The 19,452-nt window shown below is 70.4% G+C and carries 16 protein-coding genes; 11 read left to right on the top strand and 5 right to left on the bottom strand.

What is annotated here, in order from left to right; genetic code table 11:
* Positions 1 to 57 precede the first annotated feature (57 nt).
* Both M878_RS61400 and M878_RS61395 read left to right on the top strand, forming a co-directional pair.
* A complete protein-coding gene (locus M878_RS61400; RefSeq protein WP_023546488.1) occupies positions 58 to 642 on the top strand; it encodes a flavodoxin family protein in 585 nt (194 codons plus the stop codon).
* 67 nt (positions 643 to 709) lie between these two features.
* The gene (locus tag M878_RS61395) at positions 710 to 1,189 is read left to right on the top strand and encodes a GNAT family N-acetyltransferase (RefSeq protein WP_023546487.1); all 480 of its coding nucleotides are present in this window, start codon (positions 710 to 712) and stop codon (positions 1,187 to 1,189) included.
* Between the two features lie 3 nt (positions 1,190 to 1,192).
* On the opposite strand, the gene M878_RS61390 is transcribed toward M878_RS61395, so the two are convergent.
* Positions 1,193 to 2,662, bottom strand: a complete 1,470-nt coding sequence (locus M878_RS61390) for a CAP domain-containing protein (protein ID WP_023546486.1) — start codon at positions 2,660 to 2,662, stop codon at positions 1,193 to 1,195.
* Between the two features lie 103 nt (positions 2,663 to 2,765).
* Between M878_RS61390 and M878_RS47655 the strand changes: the two genes are divergently transcribed.
* The 4 genes from M878_RS47655 (at position 2,766) to M878_RS61375 (ending at position 9,119) form a co-directional block, all read left to right on the top strand.
* Positions 2,766 to 3,047: an acylphosphatase gene (locus tag M878_RS47655; RefSeq protein WP_031224744.1), complete on the top strand. Its 282-nt coding sequence runs from the start codon at positions 2,766 to 2,768 to the stop codon at positions 3,045 to 3,047.
* Positions 3,048 to 3,429: 382 nt separating this feature from the next.
* On the top strand, positions 3,430 to 3,633 hold the full coding sequence (locus M878_RS61385) for a hypothetical protein (protein ID WP_023546484.1): 204 nt from the start codon (positions 3,430 to 3,432) through the stop codon (positions 3,631 to 3,633).
* Between the two features lie 244 nt (positions 3,634 to 3,877).
* On the top strand, positions 3,878 to 7,501 hold the full coding sequence (smc, locus tag M878_RS61380; RefSeq protein WP_023546483.1) for a chromosome segregation protein SMC: 3,624 nt from the start codon (positions 3,878 to 3,880) through the stop codon (positions 7,499 to 7,501).
* 199 nt (positions 7,502 to 7,700) lie between these two features.
* Positions 7,701 to 9,119, top strand: a complete 1,419-nt coding sequence (locus M878_RS61375) for a sugar porter family MFS transporter (protein ID WP_023546482.1) — start codon at positions 7,701 to 7,703, stop codon at positions 9,117 to 9,119.
* Between the two features lie 117 nt (positions 9,120 to 9,236).
* Here the strand turns inward: M878_RS61375 and M878_RS61370 are convergent, their stop codons facing one another.
* The 3 genes from M878_RS61370 to M878_RS61360 form a co-directional block, all read right to left on the bottom strand.
* Complete coding sequence (locus M878_RS61370; RefSeq protein ID WP_023546481.1) at positions 9,237 to 9,614, bottom strand: hypothetical protein; 378 nt, start codon at positions 9,612 to 9,614, stop codon at positions 9,237 to 9,239.
* Positions 9,615 to 9,667: 53 nt separating this feature from the next.
* Positions 9,668 to 10,639: an LLM class flavin-dependent oxidoreductase gene (locus M878_RS61365; RefSeq protein WP_023546480.1), complete on the bottom strand. Its 972-nt coding sequence runs from the start codon at positions 10,637 to 10,639 to the stop codon at positions 9,668 to 9,670.
* 134 nt (positions 10,640 to 10,773) lie between these two features.
* The gene (locus M878_RS61360; RefSeq protein WP_023546479.1) at positions 10,774 to 12,237 is read right to left on the bottom strand and encodes a cytosine permease; all 1,464 of its coding nucleotides are present in this window, start codon (positions 12,235 to 12,237) and stop codon (positions 10,774 to 10,776) included.
* Positions 12,238 to 12,406: 169 nt separating this feature from the next.
* On the opposite strand from M878_RS61360, the gene ftsY reads away from it, so the two are divergent.
* A complete protein-coding gene (gene ftsY / locus M878_RS61355; protein ID WP_023546478.1) occupies positions 12,407 to 13,612 on the top strand; it encodes a signal recognition particle-docking protein FtsY in 1,206 nt (401 codons plus the stop codon).
* 174 nt (positions 13,613 to 13,786) lie between these two features.
* Here the strand turns inward: ftsY and M878_RS61350 are convergent, their stop codons facing one another.
* Positions 13,787 to 14,443, bottom strand: coding sequence for a bifunctional DNA primase/polymerase (locus M878_RS61350; protein ID WP_023546477.1), 657 nt, complete (start codon positions 14,441 to 14,443; stop codon positions 13,787 to 13,789).
* A 511-nt stretch (positions 14,444 to 14,954) separates the two neighbouring features.
* On the opposite strand from M878_RS61350, the gene nsdA reads away from it, so the two are divergent.
* The 4 genes from nsdA to M878_RS61330 form a co-directional block, all read left to right on the top strand.
* A complete protein-coding gene (nsdA, locus tag M878_RS61345) occupies positions 14,955 to 16,433 on the top strand; it encodes a transcriptional repressor NsdA (RefSeq protein ID WP_023546476.1) in 1,479 nt (492 codons plus the stop codon).
* A gap of 341 nt (positions 16,434 to 16,774) precedes the next feature.
* Positions 16,775 to 18,121 carry an ammonium transporter gene (locus tag M878_RS61340; RefSeq protein ID WP_023546475.1) on the top strand — a complete coding sequence of 449 codons (1,347 nt, stop codon included), beginning with the start codon at positions 16,775 to 16,777 and terminating at the stop codon, positions 18,119 to 18,121.
* On the top strand, positions 18,118 to 18,456 hold the full coding sequence (locus tag M878_RS61335) for a P-II family nitrogen regulator (protein WP_023546474.1): 339 nt from the start codon (positions 18,118 to 18,120) through the stop codon (positions 18,454 to 18,456). The genes M878_RS61340 and M878_RS61335 overlap by 4 nt, the downstream gene beginning before the upstream one ends.
* A 31-nt stretch (positions 18,457 to 18,487) precedes the next feature.
* Positions 18,488 to 19,452 (top strand): [protein-PII] uridylyltransferase family protein (locus M878_RS61330; protein WP_023546473.1); only part of this gene is annotated, 965 nt, incomplete at its 3' end.

Genomic DNA, 19,452 nt, shown 5'->3' with positions numbered 1-19,452 from the left:
AGAAGTTAGTGCTTTTCTTTGGTTACTGCTTTCGAGCTGCCCATTCGAGGAGTCTCTGTGACCACCCCTGTCGTTTCCATCGCCTACCACTCCGGCTTCGGCCACACCGCCGTCCTCGCCGAGGCCGTCCGCGCCGGTGCCGCGGACGCGGGTGCCGAGGTGCACCTGATCAAGGTCGACGAGATCACCGACGAGCAGTGGGAGACGCTGGACCGCTCCGACGCGATCGTCTTCGGCTCGCCCACCTACATGGGCACCGCCTCCGGCGCCTTCCATGTCTTCGCCGAGGGCACCTCCAACCGCTGGTACACCCGTGCCTGGCAGGACAAGCTGGCCGCCGGCTTCACCAACTCGGCCTCCAAGAGCGGCGACAAGCTGCACACCCTGCAGTTCTTCCAGACCCTCGCCGCCCAGCACGGCATGCACTGGGTCAACCTCGGCCTGCTCCCCGGCTGGAACTCCAGCACCGCCTCCGAGAACGACCTCAACCGCCTCGGCTTCTTCTCCGGCGCCGCCGCGCAGAGCAACAACGACCAGGGCCCCGAGGGTGTCCACAAGGCCGACATCGCCACGGCCGAGCACCTGGGCCGCCGGGTGACGGAGACGGCACGGGTGCTCGCGCGCGGGCGGATCGCCGCCTGAGGCCGGCGCCCACGCGGGACACAAAAAGCCGGGGACACGGGCATGCCGGAATGCGTACAGTCCCGGCATGCCCGAGCTGCAGCCGCTCCGCCTGGACCATGGCCCCGCGCTCCTCGCCTTCGAGCGGGAGAACCGCGCGTACTTCGCCGCGTCCGTCCCGGACCGGGGCGATGAGTACTTTGCCCGGTTCGACGAGCGGCTGAGCGCCCTGCTCGCCGAGCAGGAGGCGGGCGTCTGTCACTTCCATGTGGTGACCGACGCCGACGGCGAGGTGCTGGGGCGGATCAACCTCTACGACGTGTCGGACGGCGGCGCCGAACTCGGCTACCGGATCGCCGAGCGCGCCGCGGGGCGGGGACTGGCCGCCTGGTCCGTGCGGGAGGTGTGCGCCCTGGCCGCCGGGTCGTACGGGCTGACCTTCCTGACCGCCGCGACCACCCTCGACAACGCGGCCTCGCGAGCCGTGCTGGCCCGCACCGGGTTCACCGTCGTCGGCGGGACCCGGCTCAGTGGCCGCCCCGGACTGTCGTACCGCAGGAGTCTCTGAGCGTCAGTAGCCGAAGTCCTGTGTCCACCAGGGCCCGCCCGGGCCGAGGTGGACGCCGACGCCGAGGGTCTTGAAGTCGCAGTTGAGGATGTTGGCCTTGTGGCCGGGGCTGTTCATCCAGGCCTGCATCACGGCGGCCGCGTCGGCCTGGCCGCGGGCTATGTTCTCGCCGCCGAGGTTGGTGATGCCGGCCACCGCGGCCCGGTCCCAGGGCGACTTGCCGTCCGGGTCGGTGTGGTCGAAGAAGCCCCGCGCGGCCATGTCGCCGCTGAACGCCTCGGCCAGCTCGGTCAGCTTGGGGTTGGCGGCCAGCGGGGTGCACCCGACCTTCGCCCGCTCCTGGTTGACGAGCTTGAGCACCTCGGCCTCGACGGCATTCGCCGTCGACACCGCCATCGGTGCGGAACGCGCCTTGGGCGCCGCGCTCGTCGTACGCGACGGGGTGCTCTGCGCCTTGCCGGACGGCGTCGGCTTGTCGGCCGCCGTCTTCGACGGGGTGGGCGCGGGGGAGGCCGACCCCGTCTGCGAAGCGGGGGCGGACGGGCTCGGGGACTGCGGGATCGCGGTGTCCTGGCTGGTGCCGACGCCGCCCTCCTGGCTGCCGGCGCTGCCCGAGGTGCCGCCCTGCTCGACGGCCGTGTTGCTCGGTGTGTCCACCGCCCGCACCGTGTCGCTGGTGGTGTGCGTGTCGCCGAGCCTGTAGTTCTGCAGACCCGGCACCACACCCGAGGCCACCGCCGCGGTACCGAGGGCGAAGGCGGCGGACACCCCGATCAGGCTCGTGCGCACCGGCTTCGAGCCCTTCCTCCGGCGCCGGCGGCCGCGGGAGGGGTCGCCGTCCGGCGGGAAGCCGCCGCCACCGGGGCCGCCCGGGCCGCCCCCGAAGCCGGCCCGGACCTCGTCCTCGGCCGCGAACAGATAGGCGTGGGCCTTGGCGGTCGCATGGGCATAGGCCAACGGCTGCAGACCCGTCGACTCGGGGTAGACATCCGGGTTCAGATACGGCGCGATGCCCCTGGGCGCCCGGCCACCGCCGTACGGGTCCTGCCTGGGGGCCGGCACACGCGGGTACGCGTCCAGCCCGGGGGGCAGCTCGCGCGGGTACGCGTAGAGGTCCTGCCCTGGTGGCAGCTGTCGCGGGTACGCATAGAAGTCCTGCCCGGGGGGCAGCTCACGCCGGTACGGGTCTGCGTCCTGCCCAGGAGGCAGCTCACGCCGGTACGCGTCCTGTCCGGGGGGCAGCTCGCGCGCATACGAGTGCTGTGCGGGCGGCAGCTCAGCCGCGTACGAGTGCTGCGGGTCGCCGCTTCCGTTGGCGGAGCGCTGCGTGCGTATGACCCCCGTGGCGCGGCCTCTGGCGGCGCGGCCGGCGGCGGAGCGTCGGTGGCGTCCCATGTCCTTGCCCTCTTCCTCGTCCTCGCGGTCGACCGGCGCCTGCGCGGCGAGTGACTCCCTCTGGCCAACCAGGCCCACTCGATCGAGTGAGTTTCATATGAGATGCATTGGGTGCGGACGGTACCCCATGCCGCTGCGGGACGATGTGTCCTGAGCGACATCGGCCCGTTAGGTTGCACCCATGAGCGAGGATGTACGACTGGTCGCCTGGGTGCGTGGACGCGTGCAAGGTGTGGGTTTTCGCTGGTTCACGCGTGCGAAGGCACTGGAGATCGGCGGCCTGAGTGGTTTTGCTCTCAATTTGGCCGACGGTCGCGTCCAGGTGGTCGCCGAGGGGTCGCGCGAGGGCTGCGAGGAGTTCCTGGACTGGCTCCAGGGCGACGACACGCCCGGACATGTGGACGGAGTCACCGAGATCTGGGACACACCCCGCGGCGGCTACGACGGCTTCGCCATCCGCTGACCCCGTTCTGTAAAGCCGCGCAGGCCGGCCCGCGGCAAGTTGCCGGAGGCACCTGCATGAAGCAGAAACGACCTGGTGGTTGCCAAGAACGGCCCGGCGTGGCAGGCTCCGCTGGTACAGCTGATCGTCACGCCCTGAGGGCCCCGGATGACTCGCAGCGCCGCCACTTTTCCGGCCGCGCGCCCCGGTTTGCCCGCCAATACAGGGCGTGATCGTGTTGACCGTCAAACTTTTTGGTGAGACGCTGAAAGCCCCGCGCACCTTAGCTGTTTGGCATGGAGCAACAGCAGAGCAACACCCGGATGTGCCAAGCACCGCGGGTGCGAATCCCTCACGACCCACACCGCATCGGTCGGTCACTCAGTGTGGAGGACCATCCATCATGGCAAAGGCGCTTCTCGGTTACGTCGGCGGCTCCGACCCTCGACTCCTCGCCGAGATGCGACGGCTCCAGCAGCGTGTCCAGGACCTTGAATCCGAGCTCGTACGGATCCAGGCGGAGAACGACGCGCTGACGGCTGCCGCCTCTCAGGACAGGATCATGGAGAGCATCGACGCACACCAGGCGGAGCCTGCGCTCACCTGATCACTGCATCGCTCCACGACAGCAGTCGCAGCGATCGGGCTGCCGAATCAACCGCTCAGTTGATCGGGCGACCGAAACCCGGTCGTCAGAGTTGCAAGGGACGCTTCGGCGTCCCTTCTTTCTATGTCCCGCGCATCCTTTCACCCTCTTTAACGTACGGTGTGCCCTGCATGTTCATTGGCGAAACCGCGCGGTTGCGAGGGTTCATGGAGTGAGATAGCGGCGCCCGGTAGAGTCCAGCGGCGTGCACCTCAAGGCCCTGACCCTCCGCGGATTCAAGTCGTTCGCCTCCGCGACCACGCTCCGGTTCGAACCGGGCATCACGTGTGTCGTCGGACCGAACGGCTCGGGCAAGTCCAATGTCGTGGACGCGCTCAGCTGGGTCATGGGCGAACAGGGCGCCAAATCCCTGCGCGGCGGCAAGATGGAGGACGTCATCTTCGCCGGCACCACCGGCCGCCCCCCGCTGGGCCGCGCCGAGGTGTCCCTGACCATCGACAACTCCGACGGGGCGCTGCCCATCGAGTACGCCGAGGTCACCATCACGCGGATCATGTTCCGCAACGGCGGCAGCGAGTACCAGATCAACGGCGACACCTGTCGCCTGCTGGACATCCAGGAGCTGTTGAGCGACTCAGGTATCGGCCGCGAGATGCACGTCATCGTCGGCCAGGGCCAGCTCGACTCCGTCCTGCACGCGGATCCGATGGGCCGCAGGGCCTTCATCGAAGAGGCCGCTGGTGTGCTGAAGCACCGCAAGCGCAAGGAGAAGGCCCTCCGCAAGCTGGACGCGATGCAGGCGAACCTCGCGCGCGTGCAGGACCTGACGGACGAGCTACGGCGCCAGCTCAAGCCCCTGGGCCGACAGGCCGCCGTCGCCCGCAGGGCCGCCGTCATCCAGGCCGACCTGCGCGACGCCCGGCTCCGCCTCCTCGCCGACGACCTCGTACGACTGCGCCAGGCGCTGCAGACCGAGATCGCCGACGAGGCCGCCCTCAAGGAACGCAAGGAAGCCGCCGAGCAGGAGCTGAAGAAGGCACTCCAGCGCGAGGCCCTGCTGGAGGACGAGGTACGACAGCTCACGCCCCGCCTGCAGCGCGCCCAGCAGACCTGGTACGAGCTGTCCCAGCTGGCCGAACGCGTCCGCGGCACGATCTCGCTGGCCGACGCGCGCGTCAAGAGCGCGACGTCCGCACCCCCTGACGAACGCCGGGGCCGCGACCCCGAGGACCTGGAGCGCGAGGCCGCCCGCATCCGCGAACAGGAGGCCGAGCTGGAGGCGGCCCTGGAGGCGGCCGAGCGCGCCCTCGACGACACCGTCGCCCACCGCGCCGAACTGGAGCGGGAGCTGGCCGTCGAGGAGCGCCGCCTCAAGGACGTCGCCCGCGCCATCGCCGACCGCCGTGAGGGCCTGGCCCGGCTGAACGGCCAGGTCAACGCGGCCCGCTCGCGAGCCGCCTCCGCCCAGGCCGAGATCGACCGCCTGGCCACGGCCCGCGACGAGGCACAGGAGCGCGCCACCCGGGCCCAGGAGGAGTACGAGACGCTCAAGGCCGAGGTCGACGGCCTCGACGCGGACGACGCGGACCTGGCCGAGCGGCACGATGCGGCCAAGCGCCGGCTGGCGGATGCGGAAGCGGCCCTGAGCGCGGCCCGAGAGGCGGCCACCGCGGCCGAACGCAGCCGCGCCGCCACCCAGGCCCGCCACGAGGCGCTGGCCCTGGGCCTCAGACGAAAGGACGGCACCGGGATACTGCTGGGAGCCCGGGACCGGCTCACGGGAGTCCTCGGCCCGGCGGCGGAACTCCTGACGGTCACCCCGGGCTACGAGCTCCCGCTGGCCGCCGCTTTCGGCGCGGCGGCGGACGCCATCGCCGTGACGACCCCGGCAGCGGCGGCTGAGGCGATCCGCATGCTTCGCAAACAGGACGGAGGCCGCGCGGCACTGTTGCTGGCAGGGGCTATGGAGCCGACGCCGGGGGCAACGCCCCAAAGGGGCGCGGGGAACTGCGTGACAAGCCACGACGAACCCGCAGCCGCCGAACTGCCCACCGCGGCATCCCTCGGTGGGCGCTGGGCCGCAGACCTGGTCCGAGGCCCAGCCGACCTCATGCCCTCCGTCCGCACCCTCCTGCAAGGAACCGTCGTCGTAGACACCCTCGAGGACGCCGAGGACCTCGTCTACGCGCACCCGGAACTCACCGCCGTAACCGCGGAGGGCGACCTCCTCGGCGCCCACTTCGCGCACGGCGGATCGGCCGGCGCGCCGAGCCTCCTGGAGGTGCAGGCCTCCGTGGACGAGGCCGCGGCCGAGCTGGCAGAGCTGGCGGTCCGCTGTGCGGACCTGGCCGAGGCACAGCACACGGCGGCCGAACGCCGCAGGCAGGCCGCCGCCCTGGTGGAGGAACTCGGAGAGCGCCGCCGGGCCGCCGACCGGGAGAAGTCGGCCGTGGCCCAGCAGCTCGGCCGGCTCGCCGGACAGGCGCGGGGCGCCGCCGGAGAGGCCGAGCGGTCCGCCGCGGCCGCCGCACGTGCGCAGGAGGCGCTGGACAAGGCCGTACAGGAGGCCGAGGAGCTGGCCGAACGGCTGGCGGTGGCCGAGGAGATGCCCGTCGAGGACGAGCCGGACACCTCGGTACGCGACCGGCTCGCCGCCGACGGCGCCAACGCCCGGCAGACCGAGATGGAGGCCCGGCTCCAGGTCCGTACCCACGAGGAGCGGGTCAAGGGGCTGGCCGGACGGGCCGACTCGCTCGACCGGGCCGCCCGCGCCGAGCGCGAGGCACGCATGCGTGCCGAGCAGCGCCGGGCCCGGCTGCGCCACGAGGCGGCCGTCGCCGAGGCCGTCGCCTGTGGCGCCCGGCAGTTGCTCGCGCACATCGAGGTGTCCCTCGCCCGCGCGGAGCAGGAACGCTCCGCCGCCGAGGCCGCGAAGGCCCGGCGGGAACAGGAGTTGACCACCGCACGCAGCCAAGGACGTGACCTCAAGGCCGAGCTCGACAAACTCACCGACTCCGTTCACCGCGGCGAGGTACTCGGCGCCGAGAAGCGGCTGCGGATCGAGCAGCTGGAGAGCAAGGCACTGGAGGAGCTGGGCGTGGAGCCGGCGGGGCTCGTGGCGGAGTACGGCCCGCACCAGCCGGTGCCGCCCTCACCCCCGGCCGAGGGCGAGCTCCTGCCCGAGGATCCCGAGCACCCGCGCAACCAGCCGAGGCCCTACCACCGGGCCGAGCAGGAGCGCCGGCTCAAGGCCGCCGAGCGGGCGTACCAGCAGCTCGGCAAGGTCAACCCGCTGGCGCTGGAGGAGTTCGCGGCACTGGAGGAGCGGCACAAGTTCCTCAGCGAGCAGCTGGAGGACCTGAAGAAGACCCGCGCCGACCTGCTTCAGGTGGTGAAGGAGGTCGACGAGCGCGTGGAGCAGGTCTTCACCGAGGCCTACCGGGACACGGCCCGCGAGTTCGAGGGCGTCTTCAGCCGGCTCTTCCCCGGCGGCGAGGGGCGCCTCGTCCTGACCGATCCCGACAACATGCTCACCACCGGAGTGGACGTCGAGGCGCGTCCGCCGGGCAAGAAGGTCAAGCGGCTCTCCCTGCTGTCGGGCGGTGAACGCTCGCTGACGGCCGTCGCGCTGCTGGTGTCGATCTTCAAGGCGCGGCCGAGCCCGTTCTATGTCATGGACGAGGTCGAGGCGGCCCTGGACGACACCAACCTCCAGCGGCTGATCCGCATCATGCAGGAGCTGCAGGAGGCCTCGCAGCTGATCGTGATCACGCACCAGAAGCGCACGATGGAGGTCGCCGATGCGCTCTACGGCGTGTCCATGCAGGGTGACGGCGTGTCCAAGGTCATTTCTCAGCGGCTTCGCTAGCCGATTCAAGATCAACTCCAGCTTGTGTTCGAAAGGTGAACGCAAGGGGTCATGGAATATCTAGAAGCTCACAGCAGCTGAACTATTGACTTCGAAACTTGAAGGCATAGTCTCTGCAACGTTGCTTTTACCTTCAGGTCTCACCCGTAAGGGGCCGACCCCCACTCCGGCAGCGTTGCCGGGGGCCCGAGGAGTTCACGTGACCAGCACAGCGCAGGCACCCAAGACAGGAGCCAGGACGGCTCAGCCCGAGCATCTCGGGCATGTCATCTTCATCGCGGCGGCGGCCGCGATGGGCGGCTTCCTCTTCGGCTATGACAGCTCCGTGATCAACGGCGCCGTCGAGGCCATCCGCAGCCGCTACGACATCGGCTCCGCCGCCCTCGCCCAGGTCATCGCGATCGCCCTGATCGGGTGTGCCGTCGGCGCCGCCTACGCCGGCCGCATAGCCGACCGGATCGGCCGCATCCGTGTCATGCAGATCGCCGCCGTCCTGTTCACGGTGAGCGCCATCGGCTCGGCGCTGCCCTTCTCGCTGTGGGACTTCGCCCTCTGGCGCGTCGTCGGCGGCTTCGCCATCGGCATGGCCTCCGTCATCGGCCCGGCCTACATCGCCGAGGTCGCCCCGCCCGCCTACCGCGGCCGGCTCGGCTCCTTCCAGCAGGCCGCGATCGTCGTCGGAATCGCCATCTCCCAGCTGGTCAACTGGGGCCTGCTGAACGCCGCCGGCGGCAACCAGCGCGGCCACCTGATGGGCCTGGAGGCCTGGCAGGTCATGCTCGGCGTCATGGTCGTCCCGGCAGTCCTCTACGGCCTGCTCTCCTTCGCGATCCCCGAGTCCCCCCGCTTCCTGCTCTCCGTCGGCAAGCGTGAGCGGGCCAAGGAGATCCTCGCCGAGGTCGAGGGCCAGGGCACCGACCTGGACGCCCGCGTCGCCGAGATCGAGCACGCGATGAAGAGCGAGCACAAGTCCACCTTCAAGGACCTGCTCGGCGGCGGCTTCTTCTTCAAGCCGATCGTCTGGATCGGTATCGGCCTGTCGGTCTTCCAGCAGTTCGTCGGCATCAACGTCGCGTTCTACTACTCCTCCACCCTCTGGCAGTCGGTCGGCGTCGACCCGACGGACTCGTTCTTCTACTCCTTCACGACGTCGATCATCAACATCATCGGCACCGTGGTCGCGATGATCTTCGTGGACCGCGTCGGCCGCAAGCCGCTCGCCCTCATCGGCTCGGTCGGCATGGTGGTCGGCCTCGCGCTGGAGGCCTGGGCGTTCAGCTCCCACCTGGTCGACGGCAAGCTCCCGACGACTCAGGGCTGGGTCGCCCTGATCGCCGCCCACGTGTTCGTCCTCTTCTTCGCCCTGTCGTGGGGCGTGGTGGTCTGGGTCTTCCTCGGTGAGATGTTCCCGAACAAGATCCGCGCCGCCGCCCTGGGTGTGGCCGCCTCCGCGCAGTGGATCGCCAACTGGGCCATCACCGCGAGCTTCCCGTCGCTGGCCGACTGGAACCTCTCCGGTACGTACGTCATCTACACGGTCTTCGCCGCGCTCTCCATCCCGTTCGTCCTGAAGTTCGTCAAGGAGACGAAGGGCAAGGCACTGGAGGAGATGGGCTGAGGCCCCCGCAGTCCCGAGGAGTCGGGCCCAGACCCCGCTGCCCTGCTCCTCGTACCGTTCGCTGCCCCCGCTCGGCCACTGCCCGGGCGGGGGCAGCGGTCTGTTGTCCGCTCGTCCTCACCGGACGAGGACGCCACCGCCGGTCTCCAGCGCCTTGTGGGCGCTCTCCTCGATGATCCGCAGGCGGGTCCCGATCTGATGCCGGCGCTCCTCCACCGTCCGCGGCCGGCCGGTGCCGTGCGCGACCGCGTCGAGACGGGCGCGCAGCAGGGCGACCTCGCGCAGGAACTCCGGTGCGTCCCCTGCCTCCACGCAGAGATCGCCCTCGGCCGGCAGGGGCAGGAACCGGGCGCCGAGCGCGCGCACGAACTCGTGTCCCCACACCGTCGTGCGCCACGACTCGAAGCCGCCGGACCGGTACAGGTCGTCCGGCACGCCGAGTATCCGGATCGCTCCGTCCGGCTCGCGCACGAACACTTCCGCCAGCAGACTCACGACGGCAGTCGACCACCGCCGGTCCCGGCCGGACCACCGGTTGTCGCCGCAGCTCAGCCGCCCAGTTCCGGCAGCACCCGCTCCGCGAACAACCGCAGGCCGCGCCAGCCCTCCTCCACCGGCATCCCGCCCGCCAGTGGATGCAGGACGAGGCTGTCCAGGCCCTGCGTCAGGCACTGCTCCGGGGTGAGGATCCGGTACACGCCCTCCGCGCGCAGCTCCTCCACCGTCGTGGCCCCCGACCTCACGGCCGAGCGGATCTGCCCCGACTGCCAGGAGGCGTACGTTCGCGCCTCGTGCAGGAAATGCTCGCCGTACACGGCCCACGCCCGGTCCGGGTCCTCGGCGAGGTGCAGGAGCGGGGCCTCGGTGGCGGGCATCATCGTCCAGCCCTCGGTGCCGTACTCGGTGAGCTTCTCCTTGTAGTAGGCCTCCAGTTCCGGCAGATGCGCGCTCGGGAAGAACGGCAGGCCGAGCCGGGCCGCGCGGCGGGCGGCCGCCTTCGAGGAGCCGCCGACCAGGAGGAGCGGGTGCGGGGTGGTGTACGGGCGCGGGGTGAGTCGTACCGTGCGGCCCTGGTACGTGAACTCGTCTCCGGACCAGGCCTTCAGCAGGGTCTCCAGCAGCTCGTCCTGGAGCCGGCCCCGGCGCTTCCAGTCCACGCCGAACAGGGCGTACTCCTCGGGCCGGTAGCCGATCCCGGCCACCGTCACCAGCCGCCCGCCGCTCAACAGGTCCAGTACGGCGATCTCCTCGGCCAGGCGCAGGGGGTCGTGCAGGGGGCCGATCACCGCCGACACCGTCACCGCGATGTTCCGGGTCGCCCCGAACACCGCGCCCGCGAAGGCGAACGGCGACGGCAGCCAGTTGTTCCCGGCGCCGTGGTGCTCCTCGGTCTGCACGGTGCTGATCCCGTGCTCGTCCGCGTACGCGGCCATCTCCAGGGCGGCCCGGTAGCGGGCGGAGAGTGCGGCGGGGGAGGCGCCGGGAGCGACGAGGTTGAAACGGACGACCGTGACGGGCATGGGAAGTCCCCCTCCGGTGCGATGCGGTGGAGGGGGACGGTAGCTGACGTAGCGTCAGATGGCTATGGAGGGGCGGGAGACGGGCTCGCGGGATGGCCGAAGCCGTACCGGAGCGGCCTCTTCGGCTGAGTAGCCTACGCGCCGACGGCCGCGCGCTCCCCGGCCGGCTCGGCCGCCTCGGTGGCGGACTCGGCCGGGCGGGCCACCGCCGGCTTCGGCAGGACCAGGTACAGCAGGCCCGAGATCACGATCGTGGCGACCCAGCCGAGGCCGTACTCGCCGATCACGTTGTTCTTCGCGAGCGGGCCGGTGAACCAGTCCGAGGTCGTGAACATCAGCCCGGAGACCAGGCCGATCGCCCAGGCGGCCACGGCCGCGGGGGAGAAGCCGCCCTTGTACCAGTAGGCGCTGGTGCGGGTCGTGTCCACCATGGCCCGGCCGTCGTACTCGGTACGGCGCAGCATGTCCGCGCCGAAGACGCCGACCCAGGCGGAGAAGGCGACCGCCAGCAGCGACAGGAAGGCGATGAAGGAGCCCATGAAGCTCGTCGCCACCAGCATCAGCACCCCACCGAAGATCAGCGAGATCACGGCGTTCACCGAGACCGCCCAGTGCCGTGGCACCTTGAAGCCGAGGGTCTGCGCGGTGAAGCCCGCCGAGTACATCGACATCGAGTTGATCAGCAGCATGCCGATCAGCGCGATGAACAGGTACGGCACCGCGATCCACGTCGGCAGGATCTCGCCGAGGAAGGACACCGGGTCGGTGGCCGAGGCCAGGTCCGGCGTGGACACCGCCATCACCGCGCCCATCAGGACCATGGGGAGCACGACCACACCGGCGCCGCCGACCGCCGTGCCCACGATCGCCTTCGAGGACGCCGTACGCGGCAGATAGCGGGTGAAGTCCGGCGCGGACGGGATCCAGCTGACACCGCCGGCCGCGATCATGCCGATACCGGTGATCACCGCGGCCGTCGAACCGCCGCCGTGGTGCACCACCTTCGACCAGTTCGTGTTCACGGCCAGGTACACCAGCACCAGCACCGAGAACAGAGCGAAGAAATAGGTCGCGTACTTGTTGCACTTCTGCACGGCGTTGATGCCGAGCCCGGAGATCGCGAAGGTGGCGACGACGAACGCCAGCAGCATCACCATGTCCAGCACGCTGTTCGCCTTGAGGCCGAACACGATGTCCAGGATGGTGAGCATCGCGTAGGCGCCGGTGACCGCGTTGATCGTCTCCCAGCCCCAGCGCGCGACCCAGATCAGCGAGCCGGGCAGCAGATTGCCGCGCTGGCCGAAGACCGCGCGCGAGAGCGCCATGCCGGGCGCGCCGCCGCGCTTGCCGGCGATGCCGATCAGCCCGACGAGGCCGTACGACACGACCGGCGCGGCCACCGCGACGACGAGCGCCTGCCAGATGTCCAGGTGGTACGCCACGACGAGGCTCGCGCCCATCGTCAGCAGCAGCACGCTGATGTTGGCGCCGACCCAGGTCGGGAACAGCTCACGGGTCTTCGCGGTGCGCTCGTGATCCGGGACCTGCTCGATGCCTCGGGTCTCGAGAGCGCCTTCGGTCTCGACGGTTTTGGTCATGAAGAAATGGCCAGACGTGGGGGGACAGCGGATGGTCGGACTCTACGCGCGTCAACAGAGTCGCCACCATCGTACTTTGCTCCGACTCCTTGCTTTACGTGGCGTTTGTCTCTCGGAGGAAGCCACAAAAAACCTCCCCTCGCACCCCATGGCTGATACTGGACGAGTTATGGAAACCATCATCCTTGCTGTAGTCATCGCCGTGGTCGTGATCGGCGCGCTCGGTGGGCTGATCGTCGGCAGCCGGCGTCGCAAGCCGCTGCCTCCGCCGCCCCCGAAGACGCCCGACATCACCGCGCCCCCGGCCGAGCCGCACGTCGGCGACGAGGCCGAGACGCCGCGCGACGAACCGCGCCGGACGATCGAGGAGGTGGATCTCCCCGGCGGCGCCGCACCGGTCGCCGTAGAGGAGCCTCCTGCAGTCGAAGAGGCTCCCGAGATCGAGATCCCGGAGCCCACCGCAGGCCGGCTGGTCCGGCTGCGCGCCCGCTTGTCCCGCTCCCAGAACGCCCTCGGCAAGGGCCTGCTCACGCTGCTCTCGCGCGAGCACCTGGACGACGAGACCTGGGAGGAGATCGAGGACACGCTGCTCACCGCCGATGTCGGCGTGCAGCCCACCCAGGAGCTGGTCGAGGGCCTGCGTGAGCGAGTGAAGGTGCTCGGCACCCGCACCCCGGAGGAGCTGCGCGGCCTGCTGCGCGAGGAGCTGCTCAAGCTGGTCGGCACCGACGTCGACCGCTCGGTGAAGACCGAGCCCGAGGACCGCAAACCCGGCATCGTGATGGTCGTCGGCGTCAACGGCACCGGCAAGACCACCACCACCGGCAAGCTCGCGCGCGTGCTCGTGGCCGACGGCCGCACCGTCGTCCTGGGCGCCGCCGACACCTTCCGTGCCGCGGCCGCCGACCAGCTGCAGACCTGGGGCGAGCGGGTCGGCGCCTACACCGTGCGCGGGCCGGAGGCCGGCGACCCCGCCTCCGTCGCCTTCGACGCGGTCAAGGAGGGCAAGGAGATGGGGGTCGACGTGGTCCTCATCGACACCGCCGGCCGGCTGCACACCAAGACCGGCCTCATGGACGAACTGGGCAAGGTCAAGCGGGTCGTGGAGAAGCACGCGCCGCTCGACGAGGTGCTGCTCGTCCTGGACGCCACCACCGGCCAGAACGGCCTGGTGCAGGCCCGCGTCTTCGCGGAGGTCGTGGACATCACCGGCATCGTGCTGACCAAGCTGGACGGCACCGCCAAGGGCGGCATCGTCGTCGCGGTCCAGCGCGAGCTGGGCGTGCCGGTCAAGCTGGTCGGCCTCGGCGAGGGAGCGGACGATCTCGCGCCGTTCGAGCCGGAGGCGTTCGTGGACGCGCTGATCGGTGACTGATCAGTCAGCACATTTACTGATTGCCTTCAAGCAGCGCCCGCCCGGACGTGGAGTCAGAGGTCGGGCGCTGCGCCCTTCTTTGCGCCTGGACCGGCGCCGCTCTCGCGGATGTTGCTCGCCGTCGTGGTGGCTCAATTGATGGTTGCTGTGGCTGGGGGGCGAATCGGGGGCGCATTATGTGCGCGACCGATGTGCCACATAGGCCAGCGTGCCCAGCACCAGTCGCGCCGCCGGCGGTCGTGTCGCCGAGTCCAGTGCGGGTGGGCGCAGCCAGCGCACCGGGCCCAGGCCGGCCCGGTCGGAGGGTGGCGCGGTGACGTACGTACCGGATCCGAGGCCGCGCAGGTCCAGGGCCGACGGGTCGTCCCAGCCCATGCGGTAGAGCAGCCGGGGGAGTTCGGCGGCGGCGCCGGGGGCGACGAAGAAGTGGGCGTGGCCGTCCGGGGTCGCGGTGACCGGGCCGAGGGGGAGGCCCATGCGCTCCAGGCGGACCAGGGCGCGGCGGCCGGCGGCCTCGGAGACCTCGATGACGTCGAACGCGTGACCCACGGGCAGCATCACCGCCGCGCCCGGGAACTCGGACCAGGCCTTGCTCACCTCGTCCAGCGTGGCCCCGGCCGGCACCTGGGGCGCGAAGTCCAGCGGATGCGCGCCCGGTGCCGTACAGTCGGCGCGTCCGCATGAGCAGGCGCCCGCCGCGGCCCGCGCCCCCGGCACCACGTCCCAACCCCACAGCCCGGTGAACTCGGCGACGGCGGTGCACTCCGACGAACGGCCGCGCCGGCGCGTGCCGGAGCGGATCTCGCGAATGCCGCCGATCGTGAAGCCCATGCCCCCTCCAACGGGTCAGCGCGCCGGTGGTTACGACACGGAACGAGACGAAAGCGGAAGGTAACGCTACGGCTCCGCCTTCCCGCGGCGAGGCGAGGTCAGGCGGCGCCTTGAAGCGCTACGAGTGGCGCATCCGGGACCGCGCGCCCCCGGCGCGCGTCACTCCGCCCACTTCCGGCCGTCCTATGTCAAGTGAATCGCGTACGGGCGACCATGAGTTCATTCGAAGGGGTGGCGAATGGTGGCGTTTCCGGGATCCTCGTGGCTGAGCGGGTGATCGTAGGATTACTCTGAGTGTGCGAGTCCGGGAGGCATATGCATCCAGGGGTATGCCGGAGGCGAGTCGTCAGCTCGTTCGAAGAGTGAGAACCGACGGACGGGAAGCCGTATTTACCGGCATTCTGATAGGGCTTGGCGCGTGGCGGTCTCCTTCCGGGGCGACCGAGGGTCGCAACCGGGGCGACTGAGGGTCGCAACGACGACAAGTGGTCTCAGGGATGGGGGCGTTCCAGTGAGCGGCAACAGCGGTAGCGGGGCGAACGCTGACAAGCGCTCCAACGAGCTGCTCGGCTCGTGGTTCGTGCGCAGCGGCTGGTCCAAGGGCGAGCTGGCTCGCCAAGTGAACCGCAGGGCACGCCAGTTGGGTGCCAATCACATCTCCACCGACACCTCGCGCGTGCGCCGCTGGCTGGACGGGGAGAACCCGCGCGAGCCGATCCCGCGCATCCTCTCGGAGCTGTTCTCGGAGCGCTTCGGCTGTGTGGTCTCCATCGAGGACCTCGGCCTGCGCGCCGCCCGTCAGTCACCCTCCGCGACCGGCGTCGACCTGCCCTGGACGGGCCCGCAGACGGTCGCGCTGCTCAGCGAGTTCTCGCGCAGCGACCTGATGCTGGCCCGGCGCGGCTTCCTCGGCACCTCCCTGGCGCTGTGCGCCGGCCCCACCCTCATCGAGCCCATGCAGCGCTGGCTCGTCCCGACCCCCGCCTCCGCGGTCCCGGTCGCGCCGGAGCCCGTCCTCGACCCCCGCAGGCCCGGCCGGCTGTCCCGGCCAGAGCTGGACCTGCTGGAGTCGACCACGCGGATGTTCCGGCAGTGGGACGCCCAGTGCGGCGGCGGCCTGCGCCGCAAGGCGGTCGTCGGCCAGCTGCACGAGGTCACCGACCTGCTCCAGGAACCCCAGCCCGAGGCCACCACCCGCACACTCTTCAAGGTCGCCGCCGAGCTGGCCGAGCTGGCCGGCTGGATGTCGTACGACGTCGGGCTCCAGCCCACCGCGCAGAAGTACTTCGTCCTCGCCCTGCACGCGGCCAAGGAGGCCGGCGACAAGCCGCTCGGCTCGTACATCCTCTCCAGCATGAGCCGCCAGATGATCCATCTCGGCCGGCCCGACGACGCCCTGGAGCTGATCCACCTCGCGCAGTACGGCAGCCGCGACTGCGCGAGCCCGCGCACCCAGTCCATGCTGTATGCGATGGAGGCCCGCGCCTACGCCAACATGGGCCAGCCCGGGAAGACCAAGCGCGCGGTCCGCATGGCCGAGGACACCTTCGCCGAGGCCGACGAGTGGGACGAGCCGGACCCCGACTGGATCCGCTTCTTCTCCGAGGCCGAGCTGTACGGCGAGAACTCCCACTCCTTCCGCGACCTCGCCTACGTCGCCGGACGCAGCCCCACCTACGCCTCCCTCGCCGAGCCGCTCATGCAGCGGGCGGTGGAGCTGTTCGCCAAGGACGGCGAACACCAGCGGTCGTACGCACTCAATCTGATCGGCATGGCCACCGTGCACCTGCTCCAGCGCGAGCCCGAAGAGAGCACGGCTTTTGCCACCCGGGCCATGGACATCGCCAAGAAGGTCCGCTCCGAGCGTGTGAACACTCGTATTCGAAAGACGGTCGACACGGCCGTACGCGACTACGGCGACCTCACGGTCGTGGTCGACCTCGGTGATCAGCTCGCCGTCGACCTGCCGGAGACCGCGGAAGCGGTCTGACACCCCCGGCCACCCGTCCCCGGCCGCGGCCGGTCCTCCCCAACGGCCCGACTCGGCTCCCCTACGCCAGGTCATCGGAGAGGCCCGCCGCGGCCGGCTTGTTTCTCCGGCCGGATCACCCGGAGCAGGTTGCGTCACGATAACGATCAGCCTGGCCGAGATCCGGCAGTTCATACACGCGTAACACGCCAGGCGCCTTCGTCACCCCGGCGAAACAACGAGGGGCGTCCACGGAAACCGCGCTGCGCCAATCTCATGGCGCATAACCGGCCCACCCCTCACCCGACCGGACCGCTCAGGCACCGCCCGCACGGGGCCGTACCAACGACGAGGAGACGCCGATGGCCCCAGCCATCACGCTTGCCGCGGAGGCACCCAAGCTGTCGTCCGCGAACACAGGCTTCATGCTCATTGCTTCCGCCCTGGTGCTGATCATGACTCCGGGACTCGCCTTCTTCTACGGAGGAATGGTCCGCGTCAAGAGCACCCTCAACATGCTGATGATGAGCTTCATCAGCATGGGGATCATCACCATCCTCTGGACGCTCTACGGCTTCTCCCTCGCCTTCGGCACGCACAACGGTCTCATCGGCTGGAACTCGGACTGGTTCGGTCTCAGTCACATCGGTCTGACCGAGCTGTGGCCCGGATACACCATCCCGATCTTCGTGTTCATGGTCTTCCAGATGATGTTCGCCATCATCACCCCGGCCCTGATAAGCGGCGCCCTCGCCGACCGCGTGAAGTTCTCGGCCTGGTGCCTCTTCATCGCCCTGTGGGCCACGATCGTCTACGTCCCGGTCGCCCACTGGGTCTGGGGCGCCGACGGCTGGGCCTTCAAGCTCGGTGTGATCGACTTCGCGGGCGGTACGGCGGTCCACATCAACGCGGGCGCGGCGGCCCTCGGCGTCATCCTCGTCATCGGCAAGCGCGTCGGCTTCAAGAAGGACCCGATGCGTCCGCACAGCCTTCCGCTGGTCATGCTCGGCGCGGGCCTGCTGTGGTTCGGCTGGTTCGGCTTCAACGCGGGCTCCTGGCTCGGCAACGACGACGGCGTCGGCGCGCTGATGTTCGTCAACACGCAGGTCGCCACCGGTGCCGCCATGCTGGCCTGGCTCGCCTACGAGAAGATCCGGCACGGCGCGTTCACCACGCTGGGCGCCGCCTCCGGCGCGGTCGCCGGTCTGGTCGCGATCACCCCGTCCGGCGGCGCGGTCTCCCCGCTCGGCGCGATCGCCGTCGGCGCCATCGCCGGCGTCGCCTGCGCCGCGGCCGTGGGCCTGAAGTTCAGGTTCGGCTACGACGACTCCCTCGACGTCGTCGGCGTCCACATGGTCGGCGGCATCATCGGCTCGCTGCTCATCGGCTTCTTCGCCACCGGCAAGGGCCAGTCCACCGCGACCGGTGTCTTCTACGGCGACCACAGCTGGACCCAGCTGTGGAAGCAGTGCGCCGGTGTCGGCGCGGTCCTCGCCTACTCGCTGATCGTCTCCGCGGTCCTCGCCTTCCTGCTCGACAAGACGATCGGCATGCGGGTCACCGAGGACGAGGAGGTCTCCGGTATCGACCAGGCCGAGCACGCCGAGAGCGCCTACGACTTCAGCGGCACCGGCGGCGGTGTCATCGGCTCCGCCGCGCACTCCCCGGCCCTGGCCACCGCCACGCAGACCAAGAAGGTGGACGCATGAAGCTCATCACCGCCGTCGTCAAGCCCCACCGGCTGGATGAGATCAAGGAAGGCCTGCAGGCGTTCGGCGTGCACGGCCTGACGGTCACCGAGGCCAGCGGTTACGGTCGTCAGCGGGGCCACACCGAGGTCTACCGCGGTGCCGAGTACACCGTCGACCTGGTCCCCAAGATCCGCATCGAGGTGCTGGCCGAGGACGACGACGCCGAGCAGCTGATCGACGTCATCGTCAAGGCGGCCCGCACCGGCAAGATCGGTGACGGCAAGGTCTGGTCCCTGCCGGTCGAGACGGCCGTACGGGTCCGCACCGGCGAACGCGGCCCCGACGCGCTCTGACAGACCTCGGAAAAAGAACGGGAGCCACTGGGTGACGGGAACGGACGTGCGCACGGAAGCAGAGGACTCGGGACCCAGCGGCTACGCGGCGGCCCGGCTGCGCCTCCTCACCGAGGGGGCGCGGTCCGGGCCGCCGCGCCGTGCCGCCCTCGCGGAACTGACCGACGACTGGCTCGGCGGCCTGTTCACCGTGGCGGCCCGGGACCTCAGGGGTGCCTCCCTCGTAGCGGTCGGCGGCTACGGCCGTGGCGAGCTGTCCCCGCGAAGCGACCTCGACCTCCTGCTGCTGCACGACGGCTCCGACCCCGGCGCGGTCGCCGCCGTGGCCGACCGCCTCTGGTACCCGATCTGGGACCTCGGCCTCGCCCTGGACCACTCCGTGCGCACCCCCGGAGAGGCCAGGAAGACCGCCGGAGACGATGTGAAAGTCCAACTCGGTCTCCTGGACGCCCGCCATCTCGCCGGCGACCTCGGCCTCACCGCCGGGCTGCGGACGGCCGTCCTCGCCGACTGGCGCAACCAGGCCCCCAAACGCCTCCCCGAACTCCACGAACTCTGCGCCGAACGCGCCGACCGGCAGGGCGAGTTGCAGTACCTGCTGGAACCCGACCTGAAGGAGGCGCGCGGCGGCCTGCGGGACGCCACCGCCCTGCGCGCCGTCACCGCCTCCTGGCTCGCCGACGCTCCGCGCGAGGGCCTTGCCGACGCGCGCCGGCGCCTGCTCGACGTGCGGGACGCGCTGCACCTGGCGACGGGCCGCGCCACCGACCGGCTCGCACTCCAGGAGCAGGACCAGGTGGCGGCCGAGCTCGGCCTCCTGGACGCCGACACCCTGCTGCGGCAGGTCTACGAGGCGGCACGCGTCATCTCGTACGCCAGTGATGTCACCTGGCGCGAGGTGGGGCGCGTACTGCGTTCGCGCGCCGTACGGCCGCGCCTGCGCGCCATGCTGGGCGGCGGCAAGCCCGTGGCCGAGCGCTCCCCGCTCGCCGAGGG

The organism is Streptomyces roseochromogenus subsp. oscitans DS 12.976 (assembly GCF_000497445.1).
In the GTDB taxonomy this organism is placed as follows: domain Bacteria; phylum Actinomycetota; class Actinomycetes; order Streptomycetales; family Streptomycetaceae; genus Streptomyces; species Streptomyces oscitans.
This window is presented reverse-complemented; position numbering and strand designations above follow the sequence as displayed.